The organism is Dactylosporangium siamense, assembly GCF_016862795.1.
GTDB lineage: Bacteria > Actinomycetota > Actinomycetes > Mycobacteriales > Micromonosporaceae > Dactylosporangium > Dactylosporangium siamense.
In genome coordinates, this window is the sequence record NZ_BONQ01000058.1 from 12,521 (window position 1) to 36,813 (window position 24,293).

The 24,293-nt window shown below is 72.4% G+C and carries 25 protein-coding genes; 11 read left to right on the forward strand and 14 right to left on the reverse strand.

The window, feature by feature from the left end:
- Positions 1-172: 172 nt before the first annotated feature.
- The 7 genes from Dsi01nite_RS19960 to Dsi01nite_RS19990 all read right to left on the reverse strand — a co-directional run bounded on the left by Dsi01nite_RS19960 (position 173) and on the right by Dsi01nite_RS19990 (position 6,137).
- On the reverse strand, positions 173-901 hold the full coding sequence (locus tag Dsi01nite_RS19960) for a hypothetical protein (protein WP_203847710.1): 729 nt from the start codon (positions 899-901) through the stop codon (positions 173-175).
- Between the two features lie 6 nt (positions 902-907).
- Positions 908-2,011, reverse strand: a complete 1,104-nt coding sequence (locus Dsi01nite_RS19965; RefSeq protein ID WP_203847711.1) for a hypothetical protein — start codon at positions 2,009-2,011, stop codon at positions 908-910.
- Between the two features lie 20 nt (positions 2,012-2,031).
- A complete protein-coding gene (locus Dsi01nite_RS19970) occupies positions 2,032-2,562 on the reverse strand; it encodes an RNA polymerase sigma factor (RefSeq protein ID WP_203847712.1) in 531 nt (176 codons plus the stop codon).
- 426 nt (positions 2,563-2,988) lie between these two features.
- The gene (locus Dsi01nite_RS19975) at positions 2,989-3,354 is read right to left on the reverse strand and encodes a hypothetical protein (RefSeq protein ID WP_203847713.1); all 366 of its coding nucleotides are present in this window, start codon (positions 3,352-3,354) and stop codon (positions 2,989-2,991) included.
- Positions 3,355-3,471: 117 nt separating this feature from the next.
- The gene (locus Dsi01nite_RS19980; protein ID WP_203847714.1) at positions 3,472-4,851 is read right to left on the reverse strand and encodes a UDP-glucose dehydrogenase family protein; all 1,380 of its coding nucleotides are present in this window, start codon (positions 4,849-4,851) and stop codon (positions 3,472-3,474) included.
- Between the two features lie 135 nt (positions 4,852-4,986).
- The gene (locus Dsi01nite_RS19985) at positions 4,987-5,325 is read right to left on the reverse strand and encodes a VOC family protein (RefSeq protein ID WP_203847715.1); all 339 of its coding nucleotides are present in this window, start codon (positions 5,323-5,325) and stop codon (positions 4,987-4,989) included.
- Positions 5,326-5,432: 107 nt separating this feature from the next.
- Positions 5,433-6,137 (reverse strand): helix-turn-helix transcriptional regulator, encoded by a 705-nt coding sequence (locus Dsi01nite_RS19990; RefSeq protein WP_203847716.1) that lies wholly within the window; start codon positions 6,135-6,137, stop codon positions 5,433-5,435.
- A 111-nt stretch (positions 6,138-6,248) separates the two neighbouring features.
- Between Dsi01nite_RS19990 and Dsi01nite_RS19995 the strand changes: the two genes are divergently transcribed.
- Positions 6,249-7,475, forward strand: coding sequence for a sensor histidine kinase (locus Dsi01nite_RS19995; RefSeq protein WP_239136023.1), 1,227 nt, complete (start codon positions 6,249-6,251; stop codon positions 7,473-7,475).
- 11 nt (positions 7,476-7,486) lie between these two features.
- Complete coding sequence (locus Dsi01nite_RS20000; RefSeq protein WP_203847717.1) at positions 7,487-8,134, forward strand: response regulator transcription factor; 648 nt, start codon at positions 7,487-7,489, stop codon at positions 8,132-8,134.
- Here the strand turns inward: Dsi01nite_RS20000 and Dsi01nite_RS20005 are convergent.
- Positions 8,115-8,963, reverse strand: a complete 849-nt coding sequence (locus Dsi01nite_RS20005) for an SDR family NAD(P)-dependent oxidoreductase (RefSeq protein ID WP_203847718.1) — start codon at positions 8,961-8,963, stop codon at positions 8,115-8,117. The two genes, Dsi01nite_RS20000 and Dsi01nite_RS20005, sit on opposite strands and share 20 nt — an antisense overlap.
- 56 nt (positions 8,964-9,019) lie before the next feature.
- Between Dsi01nite_RS20005 and Dsi01nite_RS20010 the strand changes: the two genes are divergently transcribed.
- Both Dsi01nite_RS20010 and Dsi01nite_RS20015 read left to right on the forward strand, forming a co-directional pair.
- Positions 9,020-9,430 carry a MerR family transcriptional regulator gene (locus tag Dsi01nite_RS20010; protein ID WP_203847719.1) on the forward strand — a complete coding sequence of 137 codons (411 nt, stop codon included), beginning with the start codon at positions 9,020-9,022 and terminating at the stop codon, positions 9,428-9,430.
- 80 nt (positions 9,431-9,510) lie between these two features.
- Complete coding sequence (locus Dsi01nite_RS20015) at positions 9,511-10,881, forward strand: DUF1996 domain-containing protein (protein WP_203847720.1); 1,371 nt, start codon at positions 9,511-9,513, stop codon at positions 10,879-10,881.
- Between the two features lie 4 nt (positions 10,882-10,885).
- Here the strand turns inward: Dsi01nite_RS20015 and Dsi01nite_RS20020 are convergent, their stop codons facing one another.
- The 4 genes from Dsi01nite_RS20020 to Dsi01nite_RS20035 all read right to left on the reverse strand — a co-directional run bounded on the left by Dsi01nite_RS20020 (position 10,886) and on the right by Dsi01nite_RS20035 (position 14,863).
- A complete protein-coding gene (locus Dsi01nite_RS20020; RefSeq protein ID WP_203847721.1) occupies positions 10,886-11,560 on the reverse strand; it encodes a carbohydrate-binding protein in 675 nt (224 codons plus the stop codon).
- Positions 11,557-12,186: a LuxR C-terminal-related transcriptional regulator gene (locus tag Dsi01nite_RS20025; protein WP_203847722.1), complete on the reverse strand. Its 630-nt coding sequence runs from the start codon at positions 12,184-12,186 to the stop codon at positions 11,557-11,559. Before Dsi01nite_RS20025 ends, Dsi01nite_RS20020 begins: the two co-directional genes overlap by 4 nt.
- A gap of 14 nt (positions 12,187-12,200) precedes the next feature.
- A complete protein-coding gene (locus Dsi01nite_RS20030) occupies positions 12,201-13,361 on the reverse strand; it encodes a sensor histidine kinase (protein ID WP_203847723.1) in 1,161 nt (386 codons plus the stop codon).
- 89 nt (positions 13,362-13,450) lie between these two features.
- A complete protein-coding gene (locus Dsi01nite_RS20035) occupies positions 13,451-14,863 on the reverse strand; it encodes a DUF1996 domain-containing protein (RefSeq protein ID WP_203847724.1) in 1,413 nt (470 codons plus the stop codon).
- Between the two features lie 338 nt (positions 14,864-15,201).
- Between Dsi01nite_RS20035 and Dsi01nite_RS20040 the strand changes: the two genes are divergently transcribed.
- The 3 genes from Dsi01nite_RS20040 to Dsi01nite_RS20050 all read left to right on the forward strand — a co-directional run bounded on the left by Dsi01nite_RS20040 (position 15,202) and on the right by Dsi01nite_RS20050 (position 18,180).
- On the forward strand, positions 15,202-16,275 hold the full coding sequence (locus Dsi01nite_RS20040; protein WP_203847725.1) for a glycosyltransferase family 4 protein: 1,074 nt from the start codon (positions 15,202-15,204) through the stop codon (positions 16,273-16,275).
- A gap of 62 nt (positions 16,276-16,337) precedes the next feature.
- The gene (locus Dsi01nite_RS20045; RefSeq protein WP_203847726.1) at positions 16,338-17,345 is read left to right on the forward strand and encodes a glycosyltransferase family 2 protein; all 1,008 of its coding nucleotides are present in this window, start codon (positions 16,338-16,340) and stop codon (positions 17,343-17,345) included.
- Entirely contained in the window at positions 17,338-18,180 is an 843-nt protein-coding gene (locus Dsi01nite_RS20050) for a glycosyltransferase family 2 protein (RefSeq protein ID WP_203847727.1), read from the forward strand. The genes Dsi01nite_RS20045 and Dsi01nite_RS20050 overlap by 8 nt, the downstream gene beginning before the upstream one ends.
- Positions 18,181-18,184: 4 nt before the next feature.
- On the opposite strand, the gene argS is transcribed toward Dsi01nite_RS20050, so the two are convergent.
- Positions 18,185-19,870 carry an arginine--tRNA ligase gene (gene argS / locus Dsi01nite_RS20055; RefSeq protein ID WP_203847728.1) on the reverse strand — a complete coding sequence of 562 codons (1,686 nt, stop codon included), beginning with the start codon at positions 19,868-19,870 and terminating at the stop codon, positions 18,185-18,187.
- Positions 19,871-20,049: 179 nt separating this feature from the next.
- Between argS and Dsi01nite_RS20060 the strand changes: the two genes are divergently transcribed.
- The 4 genes from Dsi01nite_RS20060 to Dsi01nite_RS20075 all read left to right on the forward strand — a co-directional run bounded on the left by Dsi01nite_RS20060 (position 20,050) and on the right by Dsi01nite_RS20075 (position 23,513).
- On the forward strand, positions 20,050-20,679 hold the full coding sequence (locus Dsi01nite_RS20060) for a hypothetical protein (RefSeq protein ID WP_203847729.1): 630 nt from the start codon (positions 20,050-20,052) through the stop codon (positions 20,677-20,679).
- The gene (locus Dsi01nite_RS20065) at positions 20,679-21,842 is read left to right on the forward strand and encodes a sensor histidine kinase (protein ID WP_203847730.1); all 1,164 of its coding nucleotides are present in this window, start codon (positions 20,679-20,681) and stop codon (positions 21,840-21,842) included. Before Dsi01nite_RS20060 ends, Dsi01nite_RS20065 begins: the two co-directional genes overlap by 1 nt.
- Positions 21,839-22,477: a response regulator gene (locus Dsi01nite_RS20070; RefSeq protein WP_203847731.1), complete on the forward strand. Its 639-nt coding sequence runs from the start codon at positions 21,839-21,841 to the stop codon at positions 22,475-22,477. Before Dsi01nite_RS20065 ends, Dsi01nite_RS20070 begins: the two co-directional genes overlap by 4 nt.
- Before the next feature lie 142 nt (positions 22,478-22,619).
- The gene (locus Dsi01nite_RS20075; protein ID WP_203847732.1) at positions 22,620-23,513 is read left to right on the forward strand and encodes a DUF1996 domain-containing protein; all 894 of its coding nucleotides are present in this window, start codon (positions 22,620-22,622) and stop codon (positions 23,511-23,513) included.
- Here the strand turns inward: Dsi01nite_RS20075 and Dsi01nite_RS20080 are convergent.
- A complete protein-coding gene (locus tag Dsi01nite_RS20080) occupies positions 23,510-24,169 on the reverse strand; it encodes a response regulator (protein ID WP_203847733.1) in 660 nt (219 codons plus the stop codon). The two genes, Dsi01nite_RS20075 and Dsi01nite_RS20080, sit on opposite strands and share 4 nt — an antisense overlap.
- Positions 24,170-24,293 lie beyond the last annotated feature (124 nt).

Consider the following 24,293-nt stretch of genomic DNA (forward strand, 5'->3'; position numbering starts at 1 on the left):
AACATTGAAGCACAAGATCGGTCCCCAGGGCCCCAACTCGCGGAAAATCGATCCTTGCGTGGTGGCAACCGAACCGTTGCCGTGCTCGCCCTGGAAAACGGTACTGCCGCCGTTCCCCGCAAGGGTCGACGGCGGCAGTAGACGATCGCGTCGGGCGATACGGTGGATCCCGTTATGGACCGTTTCGCTGGGATACCGCGGCATTCCCGAAGAAGTAGCCCAGGATCAACAGGAAGGCGTTGGACACGACCGGAGGGGCCGGCACGCCGGCGAACATCCCCGTGGTGAGTGCCAGGGTCATGACGGTGAGCAGAATCGCGCCGATGATCGTGGCCGCGGACTCGCGGGCGAAGAATGTGCGAAACACGTTCCAGCGCCGTTCGAATATCCGGAGCCTGTGGTTTTCGTCCTCCCGGCGGCTGAGGTCGAGCCGGGCCGCTTCTTCTGCCTTCGACGCCTCACGGCTGTCTTCGGCATAACTCGACATCACTGATTGAAGGCGATCCAAGGTGCACTGGATCGCTATTCGTGCCTGGTTGTCGTCGAGGCCGCCGACCCGGGCCTGCGTCGAGTTGACCAGCTCGCTGGTTTCGATGACGACGCGGCGGTGCAGGACGTCCTGCTTCAGGTCGATGAGCTTGATGGGAAGAGCGGATCGTATTTCGTCGCGAACCTCGTCGTCGAACGGAATCTCGATGAGGTCCGGGTGCCGCAGAAACTTCTCGATCCTGTCCTGCATGTCGCGCAGCCGGGCCACGGAGCAGTCAGGAATGTCTTCCCGGCGCAGGCCGTTGGAGGAGAGAATGGACGACGCCACCGCATCCTTGAGTTGCCAGGCCTCGACCATGACGGGCACGAACTGATGCTCGGCGAGAAGGTCCGGAAGGCTGGGGTCGGCCACGATGCGCTACCTGCCCGCCACGGCGACCGAGCCCCACGCCGCGGACATGCGACGCTGGGAGCCGACGGTGCTTTCGGCCAGCCGGATCGATTCGTGACGGATGTCGTGCTGCCGTCCCGTCGGGCTGACCGACGCGATCGCACGGGCAAGGAGATCCCTGGACGGAATCTCATCGTCGGGCATTTCGAGCGCGTCCTGGACCCCGGCGATGATCCTGGCGCAGAACTCGACGTCGGCACTCATGACCGACCGGCGGGACGCCGCACGGGACCGGCCACGCCGGAGCCGGCCGGAAAGCCGGCCGAACCCGGACCTGCCGGTCTCGTTGCGCGCCACGACCGTGGCCAGACCTTCGAGCATCGACCGCAGCTGGGCCAGCTGAAGGGCCAGTATCTCCCGCTGGTTGGCCAGGCTCTCCACCTCGGCCCGCGCCTCGTCCACGAAGGCCTGGGCGTCGCGCCGGGCCTCCCGCGCCATCACCTGCGCCTGGTCTGCCTCCTCCTGGGCGTCCTCGACGAACGACTCGGCGTCCCGCCGGGCCCGGCGCACGATGGTCAGCGCCTCCTCCTGGGCGTTGTCGACGAGTCGACCAGCTCGAAGTAGCGACGAACCAACTTCCATATGGTCACAACAATCGATCGGTTCGTTGGGCTGCTCCGCCACACTTAGCAATTCGGGCTTACCGTTCTCATAGCCGGCGGCCGCGGCGCGCGTGTACCAGTAGCGCGCCTCCAGGTTCTGGCTGTGCGAAAGCTGTTCCAGGGCTGAGTCCGGACCTTCGGACTTGTTGAAGTTGAGCACGGCCCTCAGCTCGCACAGTTGCGCCAGCCTGAGGGCCGCGTCTCCCACGTCGCTCTGCGCCGCTACGCGCAGCCAGTAATCAGCCTCGTCGAGCTTGTCCTGAACGACATAGTGAACACCCAGAGCATATGCAGCGGGACCGAGTTGCGTTTCTTTCATGGCATGGTCGAACGCAAGAAGTTCGAGAGGGTCTTGTGCTCGCTGGTCACTCTCAACGTAAAGCTTCTTCAGCTCATCTTGGGGCGATTCGTGGCGCGTCGCCTCGATGATTGCGTCGGCCGCACCACGCAGCCGGTCCTCAAGGTTCATTTCGGTCCTCTCCCTGTTAACTAGTCCCCACTTGGACCAGTAGAGGTCAGAAGGGCCTTCCGTAGCGATTCGAGACCTCGTTGTCGATGGGTTTTGACGGACGACACGGATATGCCGAGGACGCGGCTTGCATCCGCATCGGGGAGATCCGTGATCACCGTCAGTACCACCACGTCACGTTGACGGCCTGGGAGGGATGAGACAAGTCGCATGAGTTCCTGATGCGACTCGCTCGCGGCAGTCATTGCGTTGGCGTTCGACCGCTCCAATGCCTCCTCGGCGCTCCGGATGTGCTCATCCAGCGCGACCGAGTTTCTCGGCGCCTTTCTGCTCGCTCGTTGCGTACGTTGCTTGGCCAACCTGTACAGCAGGTCCTCGGGCCGGTCGTACCTACCCCACGTCACGAGCAGGGTAAGCATGACCTCCTGTGCCACCTCTTTTGCCAACTCGACATCGCCGGTCAGGCCGTAGGCGATCCTGAGGAGCCGCGGATTCTCCTTCAAATAGAATAATTCGAAGCTCTTGTCTCTCCGCGACTCATCCGCGCTCACCGCGCGTGGCCTTTAACCTGGTAGCCGGCACGGGCCAGCCCAATATCGTTTGTGGTCATCTGGCTTTACGCCTCCGGTTCAAACAATTTCCGGGTTAAGCGCCAGACGTGTCCGCAGCATCGATCCGGCCTCTCCCCTCGCCGGTCCGACACACATCTGTGTTTGGTTCAGTGCATCCTGTTTCCCTTTTCAGCACGCATGTCTCGCGTTCCCATATGACCTGAGTCTGCCTACCAAGACTTTTGATCTAGCGGGCGGCCGGCTCACTTGCCAGAGTCCTGGCTGTACGTGCGCCTCTATAGATGAAGAGCCTCGACCGTCATGATCAGGTCTACAACCGCGGAAAGAATCTTCCAGGGATGCTCAGCGTACGCCCGGGACCCGGGTCAGGCGACGACGACGAACAGGTCACCGATGGTGGGACGGTCAGATGATGACGACGGACCAGTAGCCGCACAGGGCGAGGCCGAGGACCGCTGCCGTCCCGGCGGTGACGAGGGCCCAGCGTTTGCCGGTGGTCGATCCGTAGGAGGCCGTGACGGCCGCGGTGACGAGGGTCAGGGGAACCATCACCACGGAGAGGGCGAACATCACGAATTGCGAGCTGACGAGAGCCGTGCCCTCCTGCTGCGCGGTGCTGCGGGCGTCGAGGTACGTCGCGCCGTTGCAGCCGAGGAGCAGCCACCCGGCCGCGGTCAGCACGAGCAGTGTGGTGACCACCGGGCCGAGGCGGCTGTCGCCGTGGCTGTTCGGCTCCCAGTGTGCGGGGACCTCCGGGATCTCGTCACGCATCGCGGCCCCCTCGTGTGGTCCGGCCGGCACGGCGCGACGGCCCGGCACACGGTTCCACGGGCGTGACGATCTCCGCAACCCCGCACGCGGCCGGACGTGTCGACGGGGCCGCATGGATCACAGGCCGACGGGTCGCCCGGCGATCGTCAGGTACGTGTAGCCGAGCCGGCTCAGCCGCTGCGGGTCGAGCACGTTGCGGCCGTCGAGGACGACGGGGGTGCGCATCAGTCCGACGTACTTGCCCCAGTCGAGCTCCAGGTACTGCGGCCACTCGGTGACGAGCACGACGGCGTCGCTGTCGTCGAAGACCTCGTCGACGGCGTCGCACAGGCTCGTGGCCAGCTCCGGCTCCTCGACCCGGAACCGGTCGGCGGCGATCGGGTCGTGCAGCTTGACCCGGGCGCCACGGGCGATCATCAGCCGGGCGATGTCGATCGCGGGCGAGTCGCGCAGGTCGTCGGTGTTGGGCTTGAACGCCAGGCCCAGCAGGCCGATCTTGCGCCCCTTGAGGATGCGCAGCTCGTCGAGGAGCTTGTTGACGGCCTCCTCGCGCTGGCGCTGGTTGACCTCGCGGGCGGCGGACACGATCGGCATGTCGTAGCTGTACTCCGCGGCGGTCGCGATCAGTGCCGCGGTGTCCTTGCCGAAGCACGACCCGCCCCAGCCGACGCCGGGCTGCAGGAAGCGCGAGCCGATCCGCGCGTCGAGGCCGGTGCCCCGGGCGACCTGGTTGATGTCGGCGCCGACCTTGTTGGCGAGCTTGCCGATCTCGTTGATGTAGCTGATCTTCAGGGCCAGGAACGCGTTCGCCGCGTACTTGATCAGCTCGGCCGAGGCGAGGTCCGTCGACACCAGCGGCACCGCCCCGACCTCCTCCGGCCGCGGCAGGAACGTCGGCGCCGTGAACGACTGGTTGAGCACCGCCCGGTAGAGCCGGTTGAGCACGTCGAGGCTGCGCGGGTTGTCCGAGCCGATCACGATCCGGTCCGGGTACAGGGTGTCGTGGATCGCCGAACCCTCACGCAGGAACTCCGGGTTGGACGCGACCGCGAACTCGCCCGCCGCCCGCCGGGAGTGGAACTGCTCGAACGACTCCCGCAGGATCGACTCGACCCAGTTGCCGCTGCCGATCGGCACCGTCGACTTGTTGACCACGACGGTGAACTCGCCGTCGATGGTCCTGCCGATGCTCTCCGCGGCCATGCGCAGGTACCGCAGGTCGGGCTGCCCGTCGGGCAGCGACGGCGTCTGCACCGCGACGAACACGACCTCGGCCCCGGGGACACCCTCGGCGTAGTCGGTCGTGAAGGTGAGGTTGTGCGCCGCCTCGTGCATGAGCTCGTCCAGGAACGGCTCGTAGATCGGCGAACGCCCCCCACGGAGCAGGTCGACCTTCTCCTGGTTGAGGTCGACACACGTGACCTCATGCCCGAGATAGGCCAGGCAGATGCCGGTGGTGAGGCCGACGTAACCCGTTCCCACGACGCATACCTTCACCGGCCGATGATACACAGTCGTGACCTGCGGGCCCGCTGTCGATGTCCACAGGCCGGGGCAAAGCGGGCACGTGCGGCAGTCCGCTTCCGGACCGTCGCGGGCGGCCCACCCGTGCGGGCCGCCCGCGGACTCCGGCTACGACCGCGGCTGGAAGATCCCGAAGTGGTTGCCCTCGGGGTCGGTGATGTTCGCGAACACGAGCCCGTCGTCCGTCGTCGTCGGCGGCACCAGCACCTTGCCGCCGGCCGCCTCGGCCCGCCCGCACACCCCGGGCACGTCCTCCACGACGACGCAGAACACCGCGTGTGCCGGCTGCCCGACCGCCAGCCCGCCCTTGATGGACTGCTCGTCCGGGGTGGTGATCATCTGGTACGCCTCGTCGTCGGCGAACGTCCAGCCGAACAGGTCCCCGTAGAACCGGTGGGCGGCCTGTGCGTCACTGACGCCGATCTGGAACCAGCCGATGCCGTTCATGGCGCTCCTTGGTTGGTGGTGGCGGGGTGGTTCCCGGCCATCTGGAGCTCACTCTGTGCCTGTCCCGCGACACCGTCCTGTCGGGGTTTTCCTGGTCGTCCAGCCCGTCAGGCGGCAATGGCAACCCGAGTCACGAGATGCCCGGGGACGTCGATCGCGCAATCCGGCAGCGGCCGGCGATCGGCCACCTCCAGGGTCGCGGACACGTCATGGATCCGGTCGACGCGGAACGACCGCATCCCCTCCCGCAGCCGGCACCACGCCAGCAGATACCACCCGTGCGGCCCACCCAGATAGCCGGCCGGCTCGATCAGCCGCCGGGTGGTGACGCCGAACCGGTCGGCATAGGCGATGTCGAGGACGCGCCCGGTGGTGAACGCCTCCACGACGGTGGGGGAGACCGGTGCCGGGCCGGGGTCGGCGCCGTGGACCAGGTGGATCCGGCCGGCGAGCTCCTCGGCGCGGCGGACGTCGGCGGCGGGCATGACGGCCAGGAGCTTGTGCAGGGCCGTGCGGGCGGCGTCGTGGAACGGTGTGCCGTCGAGCCGGTGCAGGGCGACCGCGATCGCGACCGCCTCGGCCGGGGTCATGTTGAGCGGTGGGAGGGTCCGGGAGCGGTCCAGCGCATAGCCGCCGGTGCGGCCGAGTGCGACCCAGATCGGCACGCCGGACTCCTGCAGGGCGCCGATGTCGCGCTCGATGGTGCGGGTCGAGACCTCGAAGCGGGTGGCGAGCCAGCGGGCGCTGCGGGGCCGGGGCGCCACCGCGCGCAGCTCCTCGACCAGCGCATACAACCGATCCGTCCGATTCACGCGGCCAGACTAACCACGGGGTACGACAAGAAACGGTCGAGCCAGGTCTACCACCTGTGCTCCAGCCCGCACCCGTCCGTAAAGGGGCCGGTCGGCCGTAGGGTCGGTGCCGTGACGGGTGTGTGGCAGGCGATGACGGTCAGGCCGCACCGGTTCCTGCTGTCGCGCTGGCCGTTGCGGTGCGTGCTGTACCTGGTGAGCAGCGTCGTCGTCGGGGTCGCCCTGCTGGTAGCGCTGCTGCTGGGGGTGGTGTTCCCGCCGGCGGTGGTGTTCCTGGGCCTGCCGGTCGGCGCGGTGGAGCGGCGGCGGCTGCGCATCCTCGACCCGGCGCCGGTGCCCAGCCCGCATCCGGTGCCGCCGCCGGGGCTCGGTGGGTGGCTGCGGGCGCGGCTGGGGGAGGGCGCGACGTGGCGGGAGCTCGGCTACGTGCTGACACTGTCGTCGGTGCTGCTGCTCGTCGACCTGATCGGTCTCGGCATCCTCGTCGACTGCCTGATCGTGATGGCGGCGCCGGTGCTCGTCGCCGCCGGGGTGCCGTTGCAGTTCGGCGACCTGGTCATCGACACCCATGGCGAGGCGCTCGCGGCGGCGGCGGTCGCGCTGCTGGTGGTGCTGGTCGGGCTGTACGCGTTGAGCGCCGTCGCGGCGACCCAGGCGGCCTTCGCCCGGTGGCTGCTCGCGCCGCGCGACGCCGAGCTCAACCGCCGGGTCGAGGAGCTGGCCCGGTCGCGGGGGCGGCTGCTCAACGCGTTCGAGGCGGAGCGGCGCAGGATCGAACGGGACCTGCACGACGGCGCCCAGCAGCATCTCGTGCTGCTGGCGATGACGCTCGGGCTGGCCCGGCTGGAGCTGGACGGGGACGGCGGGACGGGCCGGGGCAAGCAGCTGCTCGACGACGCGCAACGGCAGGCCCGGCAGGCCCTGGCCGCGATCCGGGAGCTGATCCACGGCATCCACCCGCAGGTGCTCACCGACCTCGGGCTCCCGGCCGCCGTCGGGGAGCTCGCCGAACGCTGCCAGGTGCCCGTCGAGATCGACCTGCCGCTGCCGGGCCGGCTGCCGGCGACGGTGGAGACGACCGCGTACTTCGTGGTGTGCGAGGCGCTGACCAACGCGGTCCGGCACGCCCGCGCGTCCCGGGTCACGGTCAGCGGCCGGCTGACCGGGCGGCAGCTGACGCTGACGGTCACCGACGACGGCGACGGCGGCGCCGACCCGGCCGCGGGCACCGGGCTGCGCGGGCTCGCCGACCGGACCGCGGTCATGGACGGCACGTTCACCGTCACCAGCCCGGCCGGCGGCCCGACGACGCTGCGCGTGGACCTGCCGTGCGGCTAAGGTCAGCCGGCATGAGGATCGTGCTCGCCGACGACGCCGTCCTGCTGCGGGAGGGGCTGGCCAGCCTCCTGGAGCGGTTCGGGCACACCGTCGCCGCCGCGGTCGGTGACGCCGGGGCGCTGCTCGCGGCCGCCGCCGAGCACCGGCCCGATCTCGTCATCACCGACGTGCGGATGCCGCCGACGCACACGGACGAGGGGTTGCGGGCGGCGCTGACCCTGCGCGCCGGCGACCCGCAGCCGGCGGTGCTGGTGCTGTCGCAGTACACGGCGACCGCGTATGCGGCGGAGCTCCTCGCGCCGGCCGGCCGGGCCGGTGTCGGCTACCTGTTGAAGGACCGGGTCGGTGACATCACCGAGTTCGCCGACGCGGTCACGCGGGTCGGCGCGGGGGAGACCGTCATCGACCCCGACGTGGTGCGGCAGCTGCTGACGCGGCAGCGCGCCGCGGATCCCCTCGCCCGGCTCACGCCCCGCGAGCGCGAGGTCCTCGGGCTGATGGCGGAGGGACGGTCCAACGCGTGGATCGCCCGCGCGCTGCTGGTCGGCGACGCCGCCGTCGCCAAGCACATCGGCAACATCTTCGCCAAGCTCGACCTGCCCGGCCCCGACGACGGTCACCGCCGGGTCCTGGCCGTCCTCACCTACCTGCGAGCGTAGGAGCGAGGCCGGTGAGCGCCGCGGACAACGCCCACAGCCGGGAGGCGTCGGCCGGGTCGGGGCGGAACGGGGTGACGGCGCAGTCGTCGCAGTGCCGGCCGGCGGCCGTGATCGAAGTCGCCGCCCACACCTGTGTCGCCGCGCCCTGCGCCGGGGTCTTGAAGTACGCCGCGGCCCGTCCGGCCTCGTCGATCCAACCGGCGGCGAGCATCTCCGCCCGGGTCAGGTGCCGCTGCAGTGGAGTGAGGATGGCGCCGGGGTGGGTGGAGCTCGCCCGTACCCCCGCCGAACGACCGAACTCGTCGAGCTGCGCGGCGAACAGGGCGTTGGCGGCCTTCGACTGGGCATACGCCTGCCATTTGTCGTAGCCGGTGGTGAAGTGCGGGTCGTCCCAGCGGATCGGGGCGTCCGGCGCGGCGCTCGAGGACACGACGACCACGCGCGCGTCCCGGCCGCGCAGCAGCGCCGGCCACAGGTGGTGCACGAGCGCGAAGTGGCCGAGGTGGTTGACCGCGAGCTGCGCCTCCCAGCCGGGTCCGACGCGGGTGAGCGGGCACGCCATGATCCCGGCGTTGGCGATGAGGATGTCCACGGCGTCGAACCCGGCGGCGAACTCGCGCACCTGCTCCAGGTCGGCGAGGTCGAGCCGGCGCACCTCGAGGCCGTCGACCAGGGACGCGGAGCGGGCGCCGGCGACCACGCGGGCGCCGGCGCGGGCGAGGGCCCGGCAGGTCTCCAGGCCGATGCCGGACGTGCCGCCGGTGACGATCGCGGTCCGGCCGGTCAGGTCGACGCCGCGCAGGACGTCGTCAGCGGTGGGATGGGTCATGCCGCGGACGGTATTTCCTAGACCACGGTCTAGGTCAACGGCGTTACCCTGCCTGCATGACGGCCCTCAGTATCGGCCAGGTCGCCGAACGCACCGGCCTGAGCGTGCACACGCTGCGGATGTACGAGCGGGAGGGGCTCTTCACCACCGAGGTGCACCGCAACCCGAAGAACCGGCGGGTGTACGGCCAGGCCGACCTGGACTGGCTGGAGGTGTGCACGAAGCTCCGCGCGTCGGGCATGCCGCTGGAGGTGATCCGGCGGTTCGTGGACCTGGTCCGGAAGGGGCCGGGCAACGAGGCCGAGCGGCTGGAGCTGCTGCGGGCGCACCAGTGTCGGATCGAGCGGAAGATGGCCGAGCTCAACGACTGTCTTGACCTGATCGCGGGCAAGGTGGAGACGTATCAACGGCACGTCGAGGCCGGCACCGCCACCGACCTGTGGACGGGAATTGGGCCCCCCGGATGAACCTTTGGACTCAGGCGTCAGGACGGCCGGGTTCCTAGCGTGGAAGGTGGTCAATCCCCTTCCCCGCCAGGAGGAACATCATGTCCAGATTCAGGCGCACGGTCGGTGTCCTCGCCGTCGTGCTCGCCGGTGTCACCGTCACCGCCGTGAACTTCGCCGACGCGGCGACCACCGTGACCGTGCAGGCCGAGGCGTTCGCCGCGCAGTCAGGCGTCCAGGTCGAGACGACCGTCGACACCGGCGGCGGGCAGAACGTCGCGTACCTCGCCAACGGTGACTGGATGCGGTTCGACGGCGTCGACCTCGGCCCCGCCGGCACGCTGACCGCCGCGGCCCGGGTCGCGTCCGCGGTCGGCAACGGCACCGTCGAGCTGCGGACCGGGTCGGTGAGCGGGCCGCTGCTCGCCCAGTTCCCGGTCGCGGCGACCGGCGGCTGGCAGGCGTGGACGACGCTGTCCGCGACCGGCACCCATCAGACCGCGGGGGCGCAGTCGGTGTTCGCGGTGCTGCGCAGCCCGGGTGGCGGCGACTTCGTGAACATCAACTGGTTCTCCTTCAGCGACGGCGGCGGTGGTACCCCGTCCGCCACGCCGTCAGGCACCGGCTGGGTGAACGTCGACCAGGCGAAGTGGAACGCGCAGCTCGCCGCGTTCAACGCGATGCCCATGGACCCCGCGCCCGCCAACGCGGTCCGGGTGCCGGAGTTCAACGCGTCGTGCACCTACAGCCACTCGCGCAAGGACGACCCGATCGTCTTCCCGGGCCTGCCCGGCGCGTCGCACATGCACAGCTTCATCGGCAACCGCAGCACCGACGCGAACAGCACCGCCGACACGCTGCTGGCCAACGCCGGCACCAGTTGCGCGCCGGCGCCGGACCTGTCCGCGTACTGGGTGCCGACGCTGTACGAGCACGGCGTGGCGGTCGAGCCGAAGGCCGTCGTCGTCTACTACGGCTCGCGCCTCACCGACTCCAGCCGGACGGTGCCGTTCCCGCAGGGGTTCCGGATGATCGCCGGCGACGCGAAGCTGCAGGCGCCGACCCCGGCCGGCACGGTCAACCAGTTCTACTGCGCGGGGCCCGGCGGCGAGATCGGGCGCAGCGCCGACGGCAACTGGCCACGGTGCGCACCGGGCGCCTCACTGCTGTTCCAGCTGGTGTTCCAGGACTGCTGGGACGGCGTGCACCTGGACAGCCCGACGCACAAGGGGCACGTCGCCTACACCTACGACGGGACGTGCTCCGGTGCGTTCCCGGTGGCGATCCCGTCGGTGTCGTTCGTCATCGCGTACCCGACGCCCGGCTCCGCCGACGGGTTCACGCTGTCGTCGGGGATGGCCTCGTCGTTCCACGGTGACTCGTTCCTCGCCTGGGACAACGCGGCGCAGGGGCACCGGGTGAAGAACTGCATCGTCCAGAAGGCGAAGTGCAACACCGCCGGGACGTTCTGACCCGTCAGCGCAGCTGGATCTGGTTGACGTCGGGGGCCGGTCCCTCGTCGTTGAAGAACCGGATCCAGCTGGTGCCGGCGGGCAGGTGCACCCGGATCGACACGGTGGCGGGGATGAGCCAGTCCCGGGCACCGCTCAGGGTCAGGGTCTGCGCGGGCCCGTCGTCGACGGCGACGCGGAGCGTGCGGGTCTCGGCCGTCTCGTAGGTGACGGTCATCGTCCGCTCGCCGGCGGTGGTCACGCCGGCGACCCGGATCGCCAGGGTGTTCGGCCCGCCGATGTAGCCGACCCGGCTGCCGCCGACGCAGGTGGGGCACTCGATGACGCGGGCGCCGCTGCGCAGGTTGGCCGGGTCGGCCGCGTGCAGCGTGATGACCGCGGCCCCGGACGAGGGCGGGCCGGAGGACGGCCTGGCGGCCGGCGGGGGAGTCGCGGTCGGGGAGGGCTTTTCGGTCGGGGAGGGCGGCGCCGCCGTGCGTGGCAGCGCGGAGGACGGCGCCGGTGGGGGTGTCGCGGCGGTCGCGGCGGGCGGGTCGCCGCGGCCGTCCGGCGCCACGCCACGGCCGTCCGGCAGTCCTCCGCGACCGTCCGGCAGCACGAGCGGCGGCACGAACAGGGCGGTGGCGCCGACCCCGACGGCCAGGGCCGTCCAGCCGAGCCGGCGCGGCCACGCCGTCATCGCCGGCCGGTCCACAGCAGCACGGCCTCCATGCGCCCGCGGACGCCGAGCTTGGTGAAGACGTGGTGCAGGTGGTTCTTCACCGTCTTCTCCGTCAGCAGCAGCCGGTGCGCGATCGCCGCGTTGGACAGCCCCTCGGCCAGGAGGTCCAGGACGTCCTTCTCGCGGCGGGTCAGCCGGAACCGGGTGAGCGTCTCCTCCTGCCGCTGCGTGAGGTCCTCCCGCGACGCCTGCGCGCGGACGGTCCGGGTCGCGACGGCCGCGGCGACCGGTGACAGCCAGCCGTGCCCGGCGGCGACGGCGAGGACCGCCCGGCCCAGCTCGCCCGGATCGAACGCGCCGTGCACGAGGTAGCCGCGGGCGCCGCCGCGCAGCATCCGCCCGATGAGGCCGGGGTCGGCGTCGCTGGTGATGACGAGGACGTCGCTGAGCCGGCTCAGCTCGCCGAGCGCGGACAGCCCGTCGGCGACCGGCATCCGGTGGTCCAGCAGCGTCACGGCCGGCCGTACCTCGCGCGCCCGGGCGACCGCCTCGTGCCCGTCGGCGGCCTCGGCGACCACGTGCACGCCGTCGACGCCGTCGAGGTACCCCCGCAGCGCCGCCCGCACGATCGGGTTGTCATCCACCACAAGAACTGAAATCACGCCGGCACCGTCACTTCCACGGTGGTGCCGCGGCCGGGGGAGGACGCGACGTGCAGGCTCCCGTCGATGGTGTGGGCCCGCTCGTACATGCCGATGAGCCCGAAGTGCTGGGCGGCCCGCAGCTGCGACAGGTCGGCGGGCAGCCCGAAACCGCGGCCGTCGTCGCGGATGCGCAGCTCGAGGCGGCCGGGCGCGCCGCGGACCGCGACACCGACGTGCCGGGCCGACGCGTGCTGGGCGACGTTGTGCAGGGCCTCCTGCAGGATGCGGCACAGTTCGTAGCGCACCGCGACCGGTGGGTCCACGGGCGCCGTGGCGAGCCGGACCGGGATGCCGTACACCTGCGACCACCGCCGGCAGATCTCCTGGACGGTGTCGGCGAAGTCGCTGTCGGGCGCGTCGAGGCGCAGGCCGTCGACGAGCTCGCGGGCCTCCTCGGCGGCCACGGAGGCGCCGCGCGAGACCGTGTCGGCGAGCTGCTCGGCGAGGTCGGGGTGGCGGCGCAGGGACTGGGGCAGCGCGAGGGCGGCGAACGACACGCCGCGCAGGGTCTTGGTGACGGAGTCGTGCAGCTCGCGGGCGAGGCGGGCGCGTTCGGAGGCGGCGGCGGTGCGCTGCGCGGAGGCGACCACCCGCACCGACAGCTCCACGTAGCGGCCCAGCGCCGCGGTGGCGACGGCGGCGCCGGCCGCGGCGAGCACGCAGGCGATCGGGAACGTCAGCACGAACCCGGCGAGCCGCGGGTCGGCGCCGGCGGGCAGGACGGCGGCGGCGACGAGGTAGCCGAGCGCGGTGTGCGCCGCGGCGAGCGGCAGCGCCCACATCCCGGCGAGGACCCCGGCGAGCGCGGACGCGCCGACGGCGCAGCAGTAGAAGGTGACCCCGCCGCCGTCGAGCGCGAGGACGCCGAGGACGGCGGCGGTGTCGGCGGCGAGGACGGGCACCGGGTGGCGCGCGACGTGCGGGTGGCGGGACAGCACGGCGAGCCCGGCGAGGGTGGTGCCGGCGACGACGGCCAGGGCCGCGAGGAGCGGGCGGGGGTCGGCGACCAGCCGGAGCCCGACGGCGCCGGCGGTCAGCGTGGCGGCGGCCCGGGCGAGCAGCACCGCACGTCCCAGGGCGGCCGGTGCCACGACCCTGTCGACATGCTGCCCCACGGGCGGGACTCTACGCGGTTCGGAGCTGGTCACATAGACAGCAGTCGGCGCCCCGCCCGGGCAGGGCGGGGCGCCGACCGGAGCGTTCGTTACGGCAGGACGTAGTTCTCGTTGAGCGCCGCGCCGCGTTCCGGCTTGTACTGGTCGAAACCGCGCGGGTTGCACTGCAGGCCACCGTTGATGCAGTGGGTGGTCAGCGCGGCCAGGGTCGGCGGGTCCCAGGCGTTGTACACGTCGTAGTGGAAGGAGTAGCCGCGGCCGCTGGAGAACGCCACGTTCGCCATGTTGCCGCTGACCGGCCACGCCATCTTGAACTCGATCATGTTGACGGCGACCGGGTGCGACGACGGGCAGACGCCGACGACCGGGTAGGCCATGTGCGCCTTGTGGTCCGGCGAGTCGAGGTGCCGGCCGTCCCAGCAGCTGGGGGCCTGGAACCGGACGTTGAGCTGGCTGCCCGGCGTGCAGTTCGCGGGGATGTCCCACTGCCGGGTCAGGTCACCGCACTCGAAGCCCTCGACCGCGCCGGGGTGGTTCTTGAACTGGTCGAGCGTCGAGGACGGGCTGCCCACGACGTACCGCAGGCCGGCCGGCATCGGCCGGACGCTGCGCCAGTCGAGCACGCCGCTCTTGTAGTAGATGACCTGGCGGTCGACCGGCTGCACGGCGACGCCGTTGTTGAGCAGGGTCGGCATCCAGTACGCCGTCTTGTCACCGGGCGTGATGCAGGCGGTGCCACCGGCCTGCAGCGACGACAGGGTCGTGTTGGCGTTGGTGGTGGTGTTGCCCATGAAGGTGTGCGAGTGCGAGGCGCCCGGCAGCCCGAAGAAGACGATCGGGTCGTCGGGGAGGTTGCTGCGGCTCACGGCGCAGTTCGCCTGGAACTCGTGGTGGGTCGTCGGCGGGTTCGTCGCCGGCGGGGTCGCCGTGGACGGGGTGACGCCGGTGACCGGGTTCGGCGCCATGACCCAGCCCGGGCCGTCGGTCGCCGGCGGGGTGCCGGTCGAGGTGCCGTAGACCTTGAACTCCCACAGCGAGTAGCCGTAGCCGGTGCCGCGCTGCGTGCCGTACATGCGCACGTAGCGGCCGGAGCCGTTGACGTTGAGCGTCTGCGTGCCGCCGGTGCCGGTGGTGGTGCTGTAGATGCTGGTCCAGGCGTTGCCGTCGGGCGAGGTCTGGATCTGGAACGCCTTGCCGTACGCGTTCTCCCACTGCAGGACGACCTGGGAGATGGTCGCGGTGGTGCCGAGGTCGACCCGCAGCCACTGCGGGTCGCTCCACTGGCTGCCCCAGCGGGTGCCGGGGTTGTTGTCGAACGCGCCGGCGGGCGGTGACTCGCCGAGCTCCTGCGAGGACGCGAGGGCCGGCTTGTTGAGCGAGAGCAGGGTGGCGTCGGCGGCGTCGGCGGAGGTGAGCTGGATCGCGCCGACCACCATCGATGCGACCACTGCGGTGGTGACCCCGATGGGGGCCAGGATTCTTCTGAGCCGTCTTGTACTCATGGAGCTCCCAGGGTGTGGGCGGGCGCCGGCGCCGGTCCGTGGTGCGCGACGGCGTGCGGCGGTCACACGCGTCGCCGGTGCCGGCGGAGGAACCAGTGGCGGGGAAGCGCCCGTTGGAGAGCGCTCTCCCAAATGTTGCGCCCGCATAGCCGGTCCGTCAATACGTGGCGACGTCCTGCCGGTGCGAAGCCGGACATTCCAGGCGTTGCTCAGCGGAACTTAAGGCGAAAACGGAGAGCGCTCTCCAGTCGATCGCGCGTGTCATCCGGTTTGTGCCTACATAGCGTGGTTTGACTGATACTCTCCGTGCACGCGCTACCGGACCGGAGGACGAGGCCATGCGGCGAGAGACCCCGCGCATCCTGCACGTCACCGAGTCGATGGGCGGCGGCACCGCCGCCGCGATCGTGGAGTTCGTCCGCTCGACCCCCCAGTTCGAGCATCACCTGCTGTTCCGCCGGCGGGCCGGCAGTGACCTCCCGGTCCGGCACGAGGACCTGTTCGCCGGCAGCCGCGACGCCGGCCGTGGCCCGGTCCGGCTCGCCCGGGCGCTGCGCGAGACGCTGCCCGCCGTCGCGCCGCGCATCGTGCACCTGCACGCCGCCTGGGCCGGGCTGGTCGGGCGGACCGTCGTGCGGGCCGGCGCCGCGGCCGGGCCCGCGATCCTCTACACGCCGCACTGCTTCGGCTTCGAACGCACCGGCGGGCCGGCGCCGGTCAACCGCGTGCTGCGGGCCGCGGAGCGGGCCGTGGCCGCCTCCACGGACCTGGCCGTCTGCGGCAGCCCCCGGGAGGCGGACCTGGCCCGGGCCCTGGGCATGCCCGCGGTCGTCGTGCCCAACACCACCCGGGTCCGCACGGCCCGGCCCGACCGCCGCCACGACGGGTCGATCGTCACCGTCGGGCGGGTCCGCGCGCAGAAGGACCCGGCGTTCCTGCTGCGGGTCAAGGCGCTGCTCGACCGCGACCACCCGGGCACGCGGTGGACCTGGGTCGGTGGCGGCGACCCGCGGGCCGAGGCCGCCCTGCGCGCCGCCGGGGTCCGGGTGACCGGCTGGCGGTCACCCGCGGAGGTGCGCAACCACCTCGCCGCCGCCGACGTGTACCTGCACACCGCGGCCTGGGAGAGCTGCCCGCTGCCGCTGCTGGAGGCGGCCGCGGCCGGGCTGCCGCTGGTCGCCCGCAGCATCCCCGCGCTGGACTCCCTCGGCCTCGACCCGGACCTCGGCACCACCGAGGCGGTCGCCGCCGAGCTCGCCACGGTGCTCACCACCGGCCGGCCCGGCCGGCCCCGGCTGCAGGAGGCGTTCGCGGCCCGGCACACCCCGCAGGCGCAGGCCGCCGCGCTCGCCGCCGCCTACGCCCGCGTGCTGGGACCGATCCCGGCGCCACCGCTCACGCGCGTGGGCTGAACGCGCGTCCCGGCGCCGGTGCACATCGTTGTAGAACCATCACGTCTCCACGGAGGTGGCCCTTGAGCGTCACGGTCAGCGTCATCGTGCCCGTCCACGGCACCGCCCGGCACGCCGGGCGGGCCGTCGGCTCGGTCCTCGCCACCCACGTCCCCGAGGGGGTCGTCGTCGACCTCGTCGTGGTCGACGACGCGTCCACCTTCGACGTGGATTCGCTGGTGCGGGACGCGCCGCTGCCGGTCCGCGTGGTGCGGCACGACGTGCCCCGCGGGCCGTCGGCCGCCCGCAACACCGGGCTGGCCGCCGCCACCGGCGACTACGTCTGGTTCGTCGGCGCCGACGACTGGGTCGACCCCGGGCTCCTCGCCGCCCTCACCGACGCCGCGCCGGACGCGGACATCGTCGTGGCCGGCACGGTCCCGGTGACCGAGGACGGCGTCACCGGCCCGCCGCTGCCACGCCGCGCCACCGGCACCGTCTGGACCGGCCCGCAGGCCGTCGAGGAGTTCCTGCGACAGCGGATCCGCGCGGGCGTCACCAACAAGCTCGTCCGCCGCGACCTCTTCGACGGGCTCTCCTTCCCGCTCGGCCCGCGGCACGAGGACGTCGCCGTCATGGCGTGGCTGCTGCTGCGGGCGCGGGCCGTCGCGTACGTCCCCGCCCCCGGGTACTTCCACCTCCGGCGGCCCGTCTCCGGCTACAACCCGCGGGTCGCGGACCGGGCCGCCGCCGTCGACGAGGCGCTGTTCGTCCTGTCCGGGGCCGGTTCGCCGGCCGCGCGGCTGCGCTTCCGGCTGCGCGCCGGCGTCCTCGCCGTCGCCGGCGCCGCGGCCCGCTCGACGGCGGGTGAGCTGTCCGTCGACGCGTGGCAGGCGGTCCGCACCGCCCGCCTGGCCGTGCGCCCCGGCGACGCCTGGTCGGCGCTGCGGCACCGGCAGCCGGGGCTCGCGGCGGGCGTGCTGCTCATCCGGCTGGCCCCGGCGCTGTACATCCGGCTCTACCGGGCCGCCCGCGCCGTGCCGCCGCGGTCCGGGCCGGTCGCCGTCCTCGCCGGGGCCGGCCGTGCCTGAGCCCGCCGTCACCTGTGTCGTGCCGACCCACGACCGGCCGGAGCTCCTCCCGCGGGCGCTGCGCTCGGTGCTGGCGCAGACCCGGCCGCCGGACTCGGTGATCGTCGTGGACGACACCGGCTCCGCCGGTCCCGTCGTGGCGGAGTTCGACGGCCGGGTGCGATACGTGCGGTCCTGGTCCAGCACCGCCGGCGCCTCCCGCAACCTGGGCGCGGCCCGCGCCGGGACGCCGCTGCTCGCGTTCCTCGACGACGACGACACCTGGCACCCCACGTTTCTGGACCGGTGCGTCGCCGAACTGGCGGAGTCCACAGTGGACTTCGCGGCGGCGTGGACGTGGCGCTGCCGCGCCGGGCACCGTCGGCCCGGCGGATCGCTGCCACCGGCCGCCGTCCCCGCCGACTGGCTGCACCGCAACCCCGGCCTCACCGGCAGCAACTTCGTCGTGCGCGCCGAGGCGTTCGGGCGGCTCGGCGGGTTCGACGCCGCGCTGCCGGTCAACAGCGACCTCGACCTGTTCGTCCGGGCCCTCGACCTCGGGCTGCGATACGCGGTCGTGCCGGAGCGGCTCGTCGTGCAGTACCGCAACCTCTCCTCCCGCGGGCCGCGGCGGGCCTCCGGGCTGGCCGGCTACCGCCACAAGTACCGCGACCGGCTCACCGTCGGGCAGCGCCGCTTCCTGCGCCGAGAGCAGTACCTCGCGCTGAGGTTCCCCGACCAGCCGCACCGCCGGCGGCTCGCGTACGCACTGCTCGGCTGGCTCAACGCCACCCCGCGGCAGTGCGTCGACGTGGTGTGGCACCGGCTCAACGGCACGGCCCTGCACTCCGACTGAGGGATCACAGCCGCTCGGGTGCGGCGATCCCCAGCAGCCCGAGGCCGGTCGACAGGGTCCGCGCGGTCAGCGCGCACAACGCCACCCGGTTGTCCCGGACCGGCTGCGGCGCCTTGAGCACCGGGCACCGCTCGTAGAAGGCCGTCATGGTCTGTGCGAGGTCGTAGAGGTACGTGCACAGCCGGTGCGGTTCGCAGTCCCGGGCCACCGCGGCGAGCACGTCGCCGAACGCGTCGAGCCGCAGGACGAGGGCCCGCTCGACGTCTTCGAGGGGCGCGTCCGCCGTCACGGTCCCGCCGGCACCGGCCTTCGCCAGGATCGACCGCAGCCGGGCGTGCGCGTACTGCAGGTACACGCCGGTGTTGCCGGTGAGCGCCATCATCCGGTCCGGGTCGTACAGGTAGTCGCGGGTCCGGCTGGTGGCCAGGTCGGCGTACTTCACCGCGCCGATCCCGACGTCCCGGCCCCGCGAGGCGAGCTCGTCCGGGCCGAGCGCCGGGTTCTTCGCCGCGACGACCGCGGTGGCCCGCGCGACCGCCTCGGCGAGCAGCCCGACGAGCGGGGCGGTGTCACCGGACCGGGTCTTGAACGGCCGGCCGTCCGCGCCCAGCACCATCCCGAACGCGGCGTGCACCGCCTCGACCTCCGGCGGCAGCCAGCCGGCCCGCCGCGCGGCGTCGAACACCATCCGGAAGTGCGGCGCCTGCCGCGCGTCGACGACGTAGACGATCCGGTCGGCCCGCAACGTCGTGACCCGGTGCCGGACCGCGGCCAGGTCGGTGGCCGGGTAACCGAAACCGCCGTCACTCTTGCGCACGATCAGCGGCGCCGTGCCGGGTTCGTCGCCGAACACGCAGAGGGCACCGTCGCTGATCCGGGCGACGCCGAGCCGCTCCAGGTCCTCGGCGACACCGGCCAGCATCGGGTTGTAGCCGCTCTCACCGGCGATGTCGGCCCCGGTCAGCAGGACGCCGAGCCGGTCGTACACGTCGGAGAAGTACCGCGTCGACTCCTCCACCATCGCCCGCCACGCGGCGAGGCTGTCCGGGTCGCCGCCCTGCAGCGCCACGACCCGCCGCCGGCTGCGGTCGGCGAACGCCGGGTCGCTCTGGAAGAGCGCATAGGCCGTCTTGTACCGCACCGTCAGCGCCGACTGATCCGACGGGTGCTCCGCCAGGTGCTGGATGAGCATCCCGTACTGCGTGCCCCAGTCGCCGATGTGGTTCTGCCGCACGACGGTGCCGCCGAGGTGGCCCAGGACCCGGACGAGGGCGTCGCCGATGATCGTCGAGCGGAGGTGCCCGACGTGCATCTCCTTCGCCACGTTCGGGTGCGAGTAGTCCAGCACGGTCCGCCCGCCCGCCTCCGGCAGGCCCACCCCGAGCCGCGGGTCGGCGAGCCGGGCCGCGACCCGTCCGAGCAGTGCCGGGCCGCTCAGGGTGAGGTTGAGGAACCCCGGACCGGCGACCCGCGCGTCCGCGACCGGAGCGCCGCCGTGCAGGTGCCCGGCGACCTCGGCGGCGAGCTGCCGGGGGTCGCGCCGCAGCGACCGGGCCAGCCCGAGCACGCCGTCGACCTGCAGGTCGGCGTGCTCCGAGAGGCGGATCTGCGGGTCGAACCCCGCGGGAGCGCCGGGCAGGGCGGCGGTGATCCGGTCGGCGAGCGAGACGGCGAACGACGGCACGACCATCGTGGGACTCCAGACGGATGACGAGACGGGACGGACGGCGGTGTGGTCACCGTCGTCGTCGCGAAACCGCCGTCGTCGTCGCAGTCATGGTCCGGTAAGGCTACCCGGGGACCAGGGGCGGCCGGCAACCGAATTCCAGTAGGGTCGGCCGCATCTTCTCGCGACGGGCCAGGCTGAGCATGCTGACGGTCGCCATCGGCCTGGTGACGGTCGGTGTGCCACCGCTGCTGCTGCCACGCGACCACGGCCCGGCCGCCGCGCCGCCGTCCGTGCCGACATCTGTGCCGCCGTCCGTGCCGTCTGCGTCACCGTCCGCACCGGCCTCGGGTGCGTCGCCGTCCGTGGGACCGCTGCCGTGCGGGACCGGTGGGAGCAGCCGACCGGCGTGCACCGTCTACGGCGCCGCCGTCGGCACCGGCTGGACGGTGCAGAGCACCGGGGTGAAGGTGGTCACCAACGGCGTCGTGCCCGGCACCGACCAGGTCGCGCTGCGGGTCGAGCCGAAGGAGAAGACCGCCGCCGTCACCCTCGTCGCGGCCGGGCCGGTCGCCGCGACCCGCCTCACGTTCCGCGTCTACGGCGGCCGGGTCCACGGCACCGTCCTGCGGGTCACGGTGTCCGCGACGACGGCACCGGCGGGGACGGCACCGGTCGTGCTCACCGCCCCGGTCGACGTGTGGACGCCGTTCGACCTCGACCTGCGCGAGCTCGCGCCCGGGCAGCCGGTGCGCCGCATCGACCTGGTCGTCGCGACCGACATGCTGCCCAACGCGTATCGCTTCTTCGTCGACGACCTGCAGCTGCGCTGATGATCCCCCCGGCCGCCCCCGCCGCCATCGCCCGCGCCGTAGTGCTCGGGCGGGCCGCGATCGCGTCCACCGCCGCGGCCGCGGGGCTGCTGCTCGTCGAGGACTGGTGGCGGATCCTGGCCGTCGTCGCGACCGTCGCCGCCGGTACCGTTGCGGAGGCGAGCGTCCTGACGCGCTGGCCCGCGGTGACCCGCCACCCGTGGCCGGCGCTCGCCGTGGACCTCGCGCTCGCCGTCGCGGTGCTGGTGCTCAGCCGGGGCGGGATGGCGTTCTTCTGCTACGTGGCCGGCTCGGCCGCGCTCGGCGGTGCCCTGCTCGGCCTGCGGGCGCTGCCGCTGTGGGCGGCGCAGGCGGCGCTCGGGTTCACCGCGGCGGCCGCGGTCCTGCGCGCCAACGACCCGCCGCCGGACGTGGCCGCGTTCATCGTCGCGTTCCCGATGGTCAGCGTCCTCGCCGGGATCGGCGCGGCGGCCGCGACCACCGCCCTGCAACGCCACCTGGACCTCGCCGTCGAGGTGATCGGCGCGGCGCAGCGCTCCGCCGCCGCCTCCGAACGCGCCCGCCTCGCCCGGGAGCTGCACGACTCCGTCACCAAGACGCTGCGCGGCGTCTCGTTCGCCGCCCTCGCCCTGCCCCAGTCCCTACGCCGCCACCCGGCCCTCGCCGAGCAGCTCGCCGGCACCGTCTCCCGCGGCGCCGAGGCCGCCGCCCGCGAGGCCCGGCAGCTCCTCGAGGGGCTGCGCATCGACCAGCTCGACCTGGGCTTCGCCGAGACCGTCCGGGTCACCGCCCACGACTGGTCGGACCGCTGGCGGATCCCGGTCCGGGTCGACGCCGAACCGGTCGAACCCGGCGTCGAGGTCCGCTACGAGGTGGTCCGCATTCTCGCCGAGGCGCTGCAGAACGTGGCCCGTCACGCCGGCGCCCGCCGCGTCGACGTCGTCGTCCGGGCCGCCGCCGGCCGCCTGGAGGTCCGGGTCCGCGACGACGGCCGCGGGTTCACCCCCAGGGACCTGGCCGCCCTGCAGGCCGATGGCCACCTCGGCATCGTCGGCATGGCGGAGCGGGCCCGCAACGTCGGCGGTTCCCTGAGAGTGTCGGCGCTGCCCGGCCGCGGCACCGAGATCGTGGCCGTCACCCCCTTGGAGGTCGGTGCGGCGTGACGACATCGGTGCTCATCGTCGACGACAACCCGATCGTGCGGGAGTCGCTGCGCGGCGTGCTCGACCTCAGCGACGACGTGCGGGTCGTGGGGGAGGCCGGCAACGGCCGCGACGCGCTCACCCTCGCGCTGCGGCACCGGCCCGACGTGACCCTCCTGGACTACCGCATGCCGATCGCTGACGGGCTGTCCATCGTGGACGAACTGGCCCGGCACACCGTGGTGCTCGCCCTCACCAGCGACGCGAGCCCCGACGTGATCGCCTCGATGCTGCGCGGCGGCGCCCGCGGCTACCTGGTGCACGGCCACTTCGACCCGCCGGACCTGCTCCGCGCGGTCCTCGCCGTCGCGGCGGGGCAGGGCTGGCTGTCGCCGGTCGCCGCGTCCGTGGCCACCTCCGCGCTGCGCGAGCAGGGTTCCCGCCGGGTGGCCCGGGACGGCTTCGGCCTCACCGACCGCGAACGTGACGTCCTGGACCTGCTCTGCGACGGGCTGTCCAACGCGGCGATCGCCGAGCGGCTGCGGCTCACCGAGAAGACGGTGAAGAACCACCTGTACAACGCGTTCGCCAAGCTCCAGGTCGGCAGCCGCACCGAGGCGGTGGTCCGGTGGAGCGCTGGGACTTTCGACTCATGACCGCCGAGGTGGGGCGGCCATAGGTTCGGCGGTGGGTGGCACCGTCGATCCGAAAGGCACCACAACCGTGCGCAGTCGTTCAGTGTTCCTGTTGGCAGTCGGGCTGTTCCTCACGGCCTGCGATCCGAACCAGGGGCCGGTTGTGATCTCCCAACCGGCGCCGTCGTCGTCGGCCGCGCCGTCCCAGCCGGCACCGCCGGCGCCGTCCTCGGCGGCACCGCCCGCGTCGCCTGTCCCGACCGCGACCGCGTCGCCGGTCAAGACGTTCACCGACAAGCCGCCGCAGGCGCAGTACCGCGAGTTCCACGCCAACTGCACCGAGACGCACCGGCTCAGCGACGACCCGATCGTCTTCCCCGGGCTGGCCGGCGCCGCCCACAACCACACGTTCGTCGGCAACCCCGCCTCGAACGCGACCTCCACACCGCAGACCCTGCTGCGCGGGAAGACGTCCTGCGAGGACACGCTCGACGCGTCGTCGTACTGGTTCCCGACCCTGACGCAGAACGGCGCCGTGGTGAAACCGGAGAAGGTGACCATCTACTACAAGTCCGGAGTCAAGGACTACCGGACGGTGCAGCCGTTCCCGGCCGGGTTCCGGCTCATCGTCGGCGACATGAAGTTGCAGGACTCCGCGCAGTTCAGCGGTACGTGGAACTGCGGCGACTACCTCGGCAAGGCCATCCCGCCGTCGTGCCCCGCGGGGTCGTCGCTCATCGTGCGGATGCAGGCGCCGAGCTGCTGGGACGGCCGCAGCCTGGACAGCGCGGACCACAAGTCGCACGTGGTGTGGCCGGTGAACGGGGTCTGCCCCGCGGGCAACCCGGTGCCGCTGCCGATGTTCGAGATGAAGGTCCCGTACAAGCTGCCCGGCGGCAACACGTCCGGCCTCGCGTACTCCTCGGGCAACGGCTCGTCGTTCCACTACGACTTCATGAACGGCTGGGACGCCCCCCGCCAGGCGGCCCTCGTCGCCCACTGCATCAACGGCGGCCGCCAGTGCAACGGTTTCGGCGTGGACCAGCACAAGCCCTAATACGGAGTGAGCCCTGACGAGTAGGCCAGGATCACCAGCTGGACCCGGTCCCTGACGCCGACCTTCGCGATGGCCCGCGTGACGTGGGTCTTCGCGGTCAGCGGGCTGATGAACAGCTCCCGCGCGATCTCCTCGTTGGACAGTCCTTCGGCCACCAGGCGGACCACCTCGACCTCCCGCGGGGTCAGGACGGCGAGCCGGTCGGTCTTCGGTGCGGGCCCCGCGGGCCGGTGCGCGAACTGTCCGATGACCCGCGACGTCACGCTCGGCGACAGCAGCGCCTCGCCGGCCGCCACGACCCGGACCGCGCGGCGCAGCTCGTCGGGCTCGACCTCCTTGGTGAGGAAGCCGCTCGCACCGGCCCGCAGCGCCGCGAACACGTGCTCGTCCGTCTCGAACGTGGTGAGGATGACGACCCGGGTGCCGGCGAGGTCGCGGTCCGCCACGATCTGCGCGGTCGCCGCGATCCCGTCCAGGCCCGGCATCCGGATGTCCATCAGCACCACGTCGGGCCGCAGCCGCCGGGCCTCCCGGACCGCCTCGTCGCCGGTGGACGCCTCGCCGACGACGGTGACGTCCCGGGTGCGCCGCAGCAGGCTGCTGAATCCGGCGCGGACCAGGGCCTGGTCGTCGGCGAGCAACACGTGCACGGTCATGCGTCCTCACTTCGTTCCGGGCGCCTGACCCGATGCTGTTCCCCTGATGACCGGCCCGAGACGCTCCGCTGACCGGTCATGCGTCCTCACTCCGTTCCGGGCGCCTGACCCAACACTGCGCTGC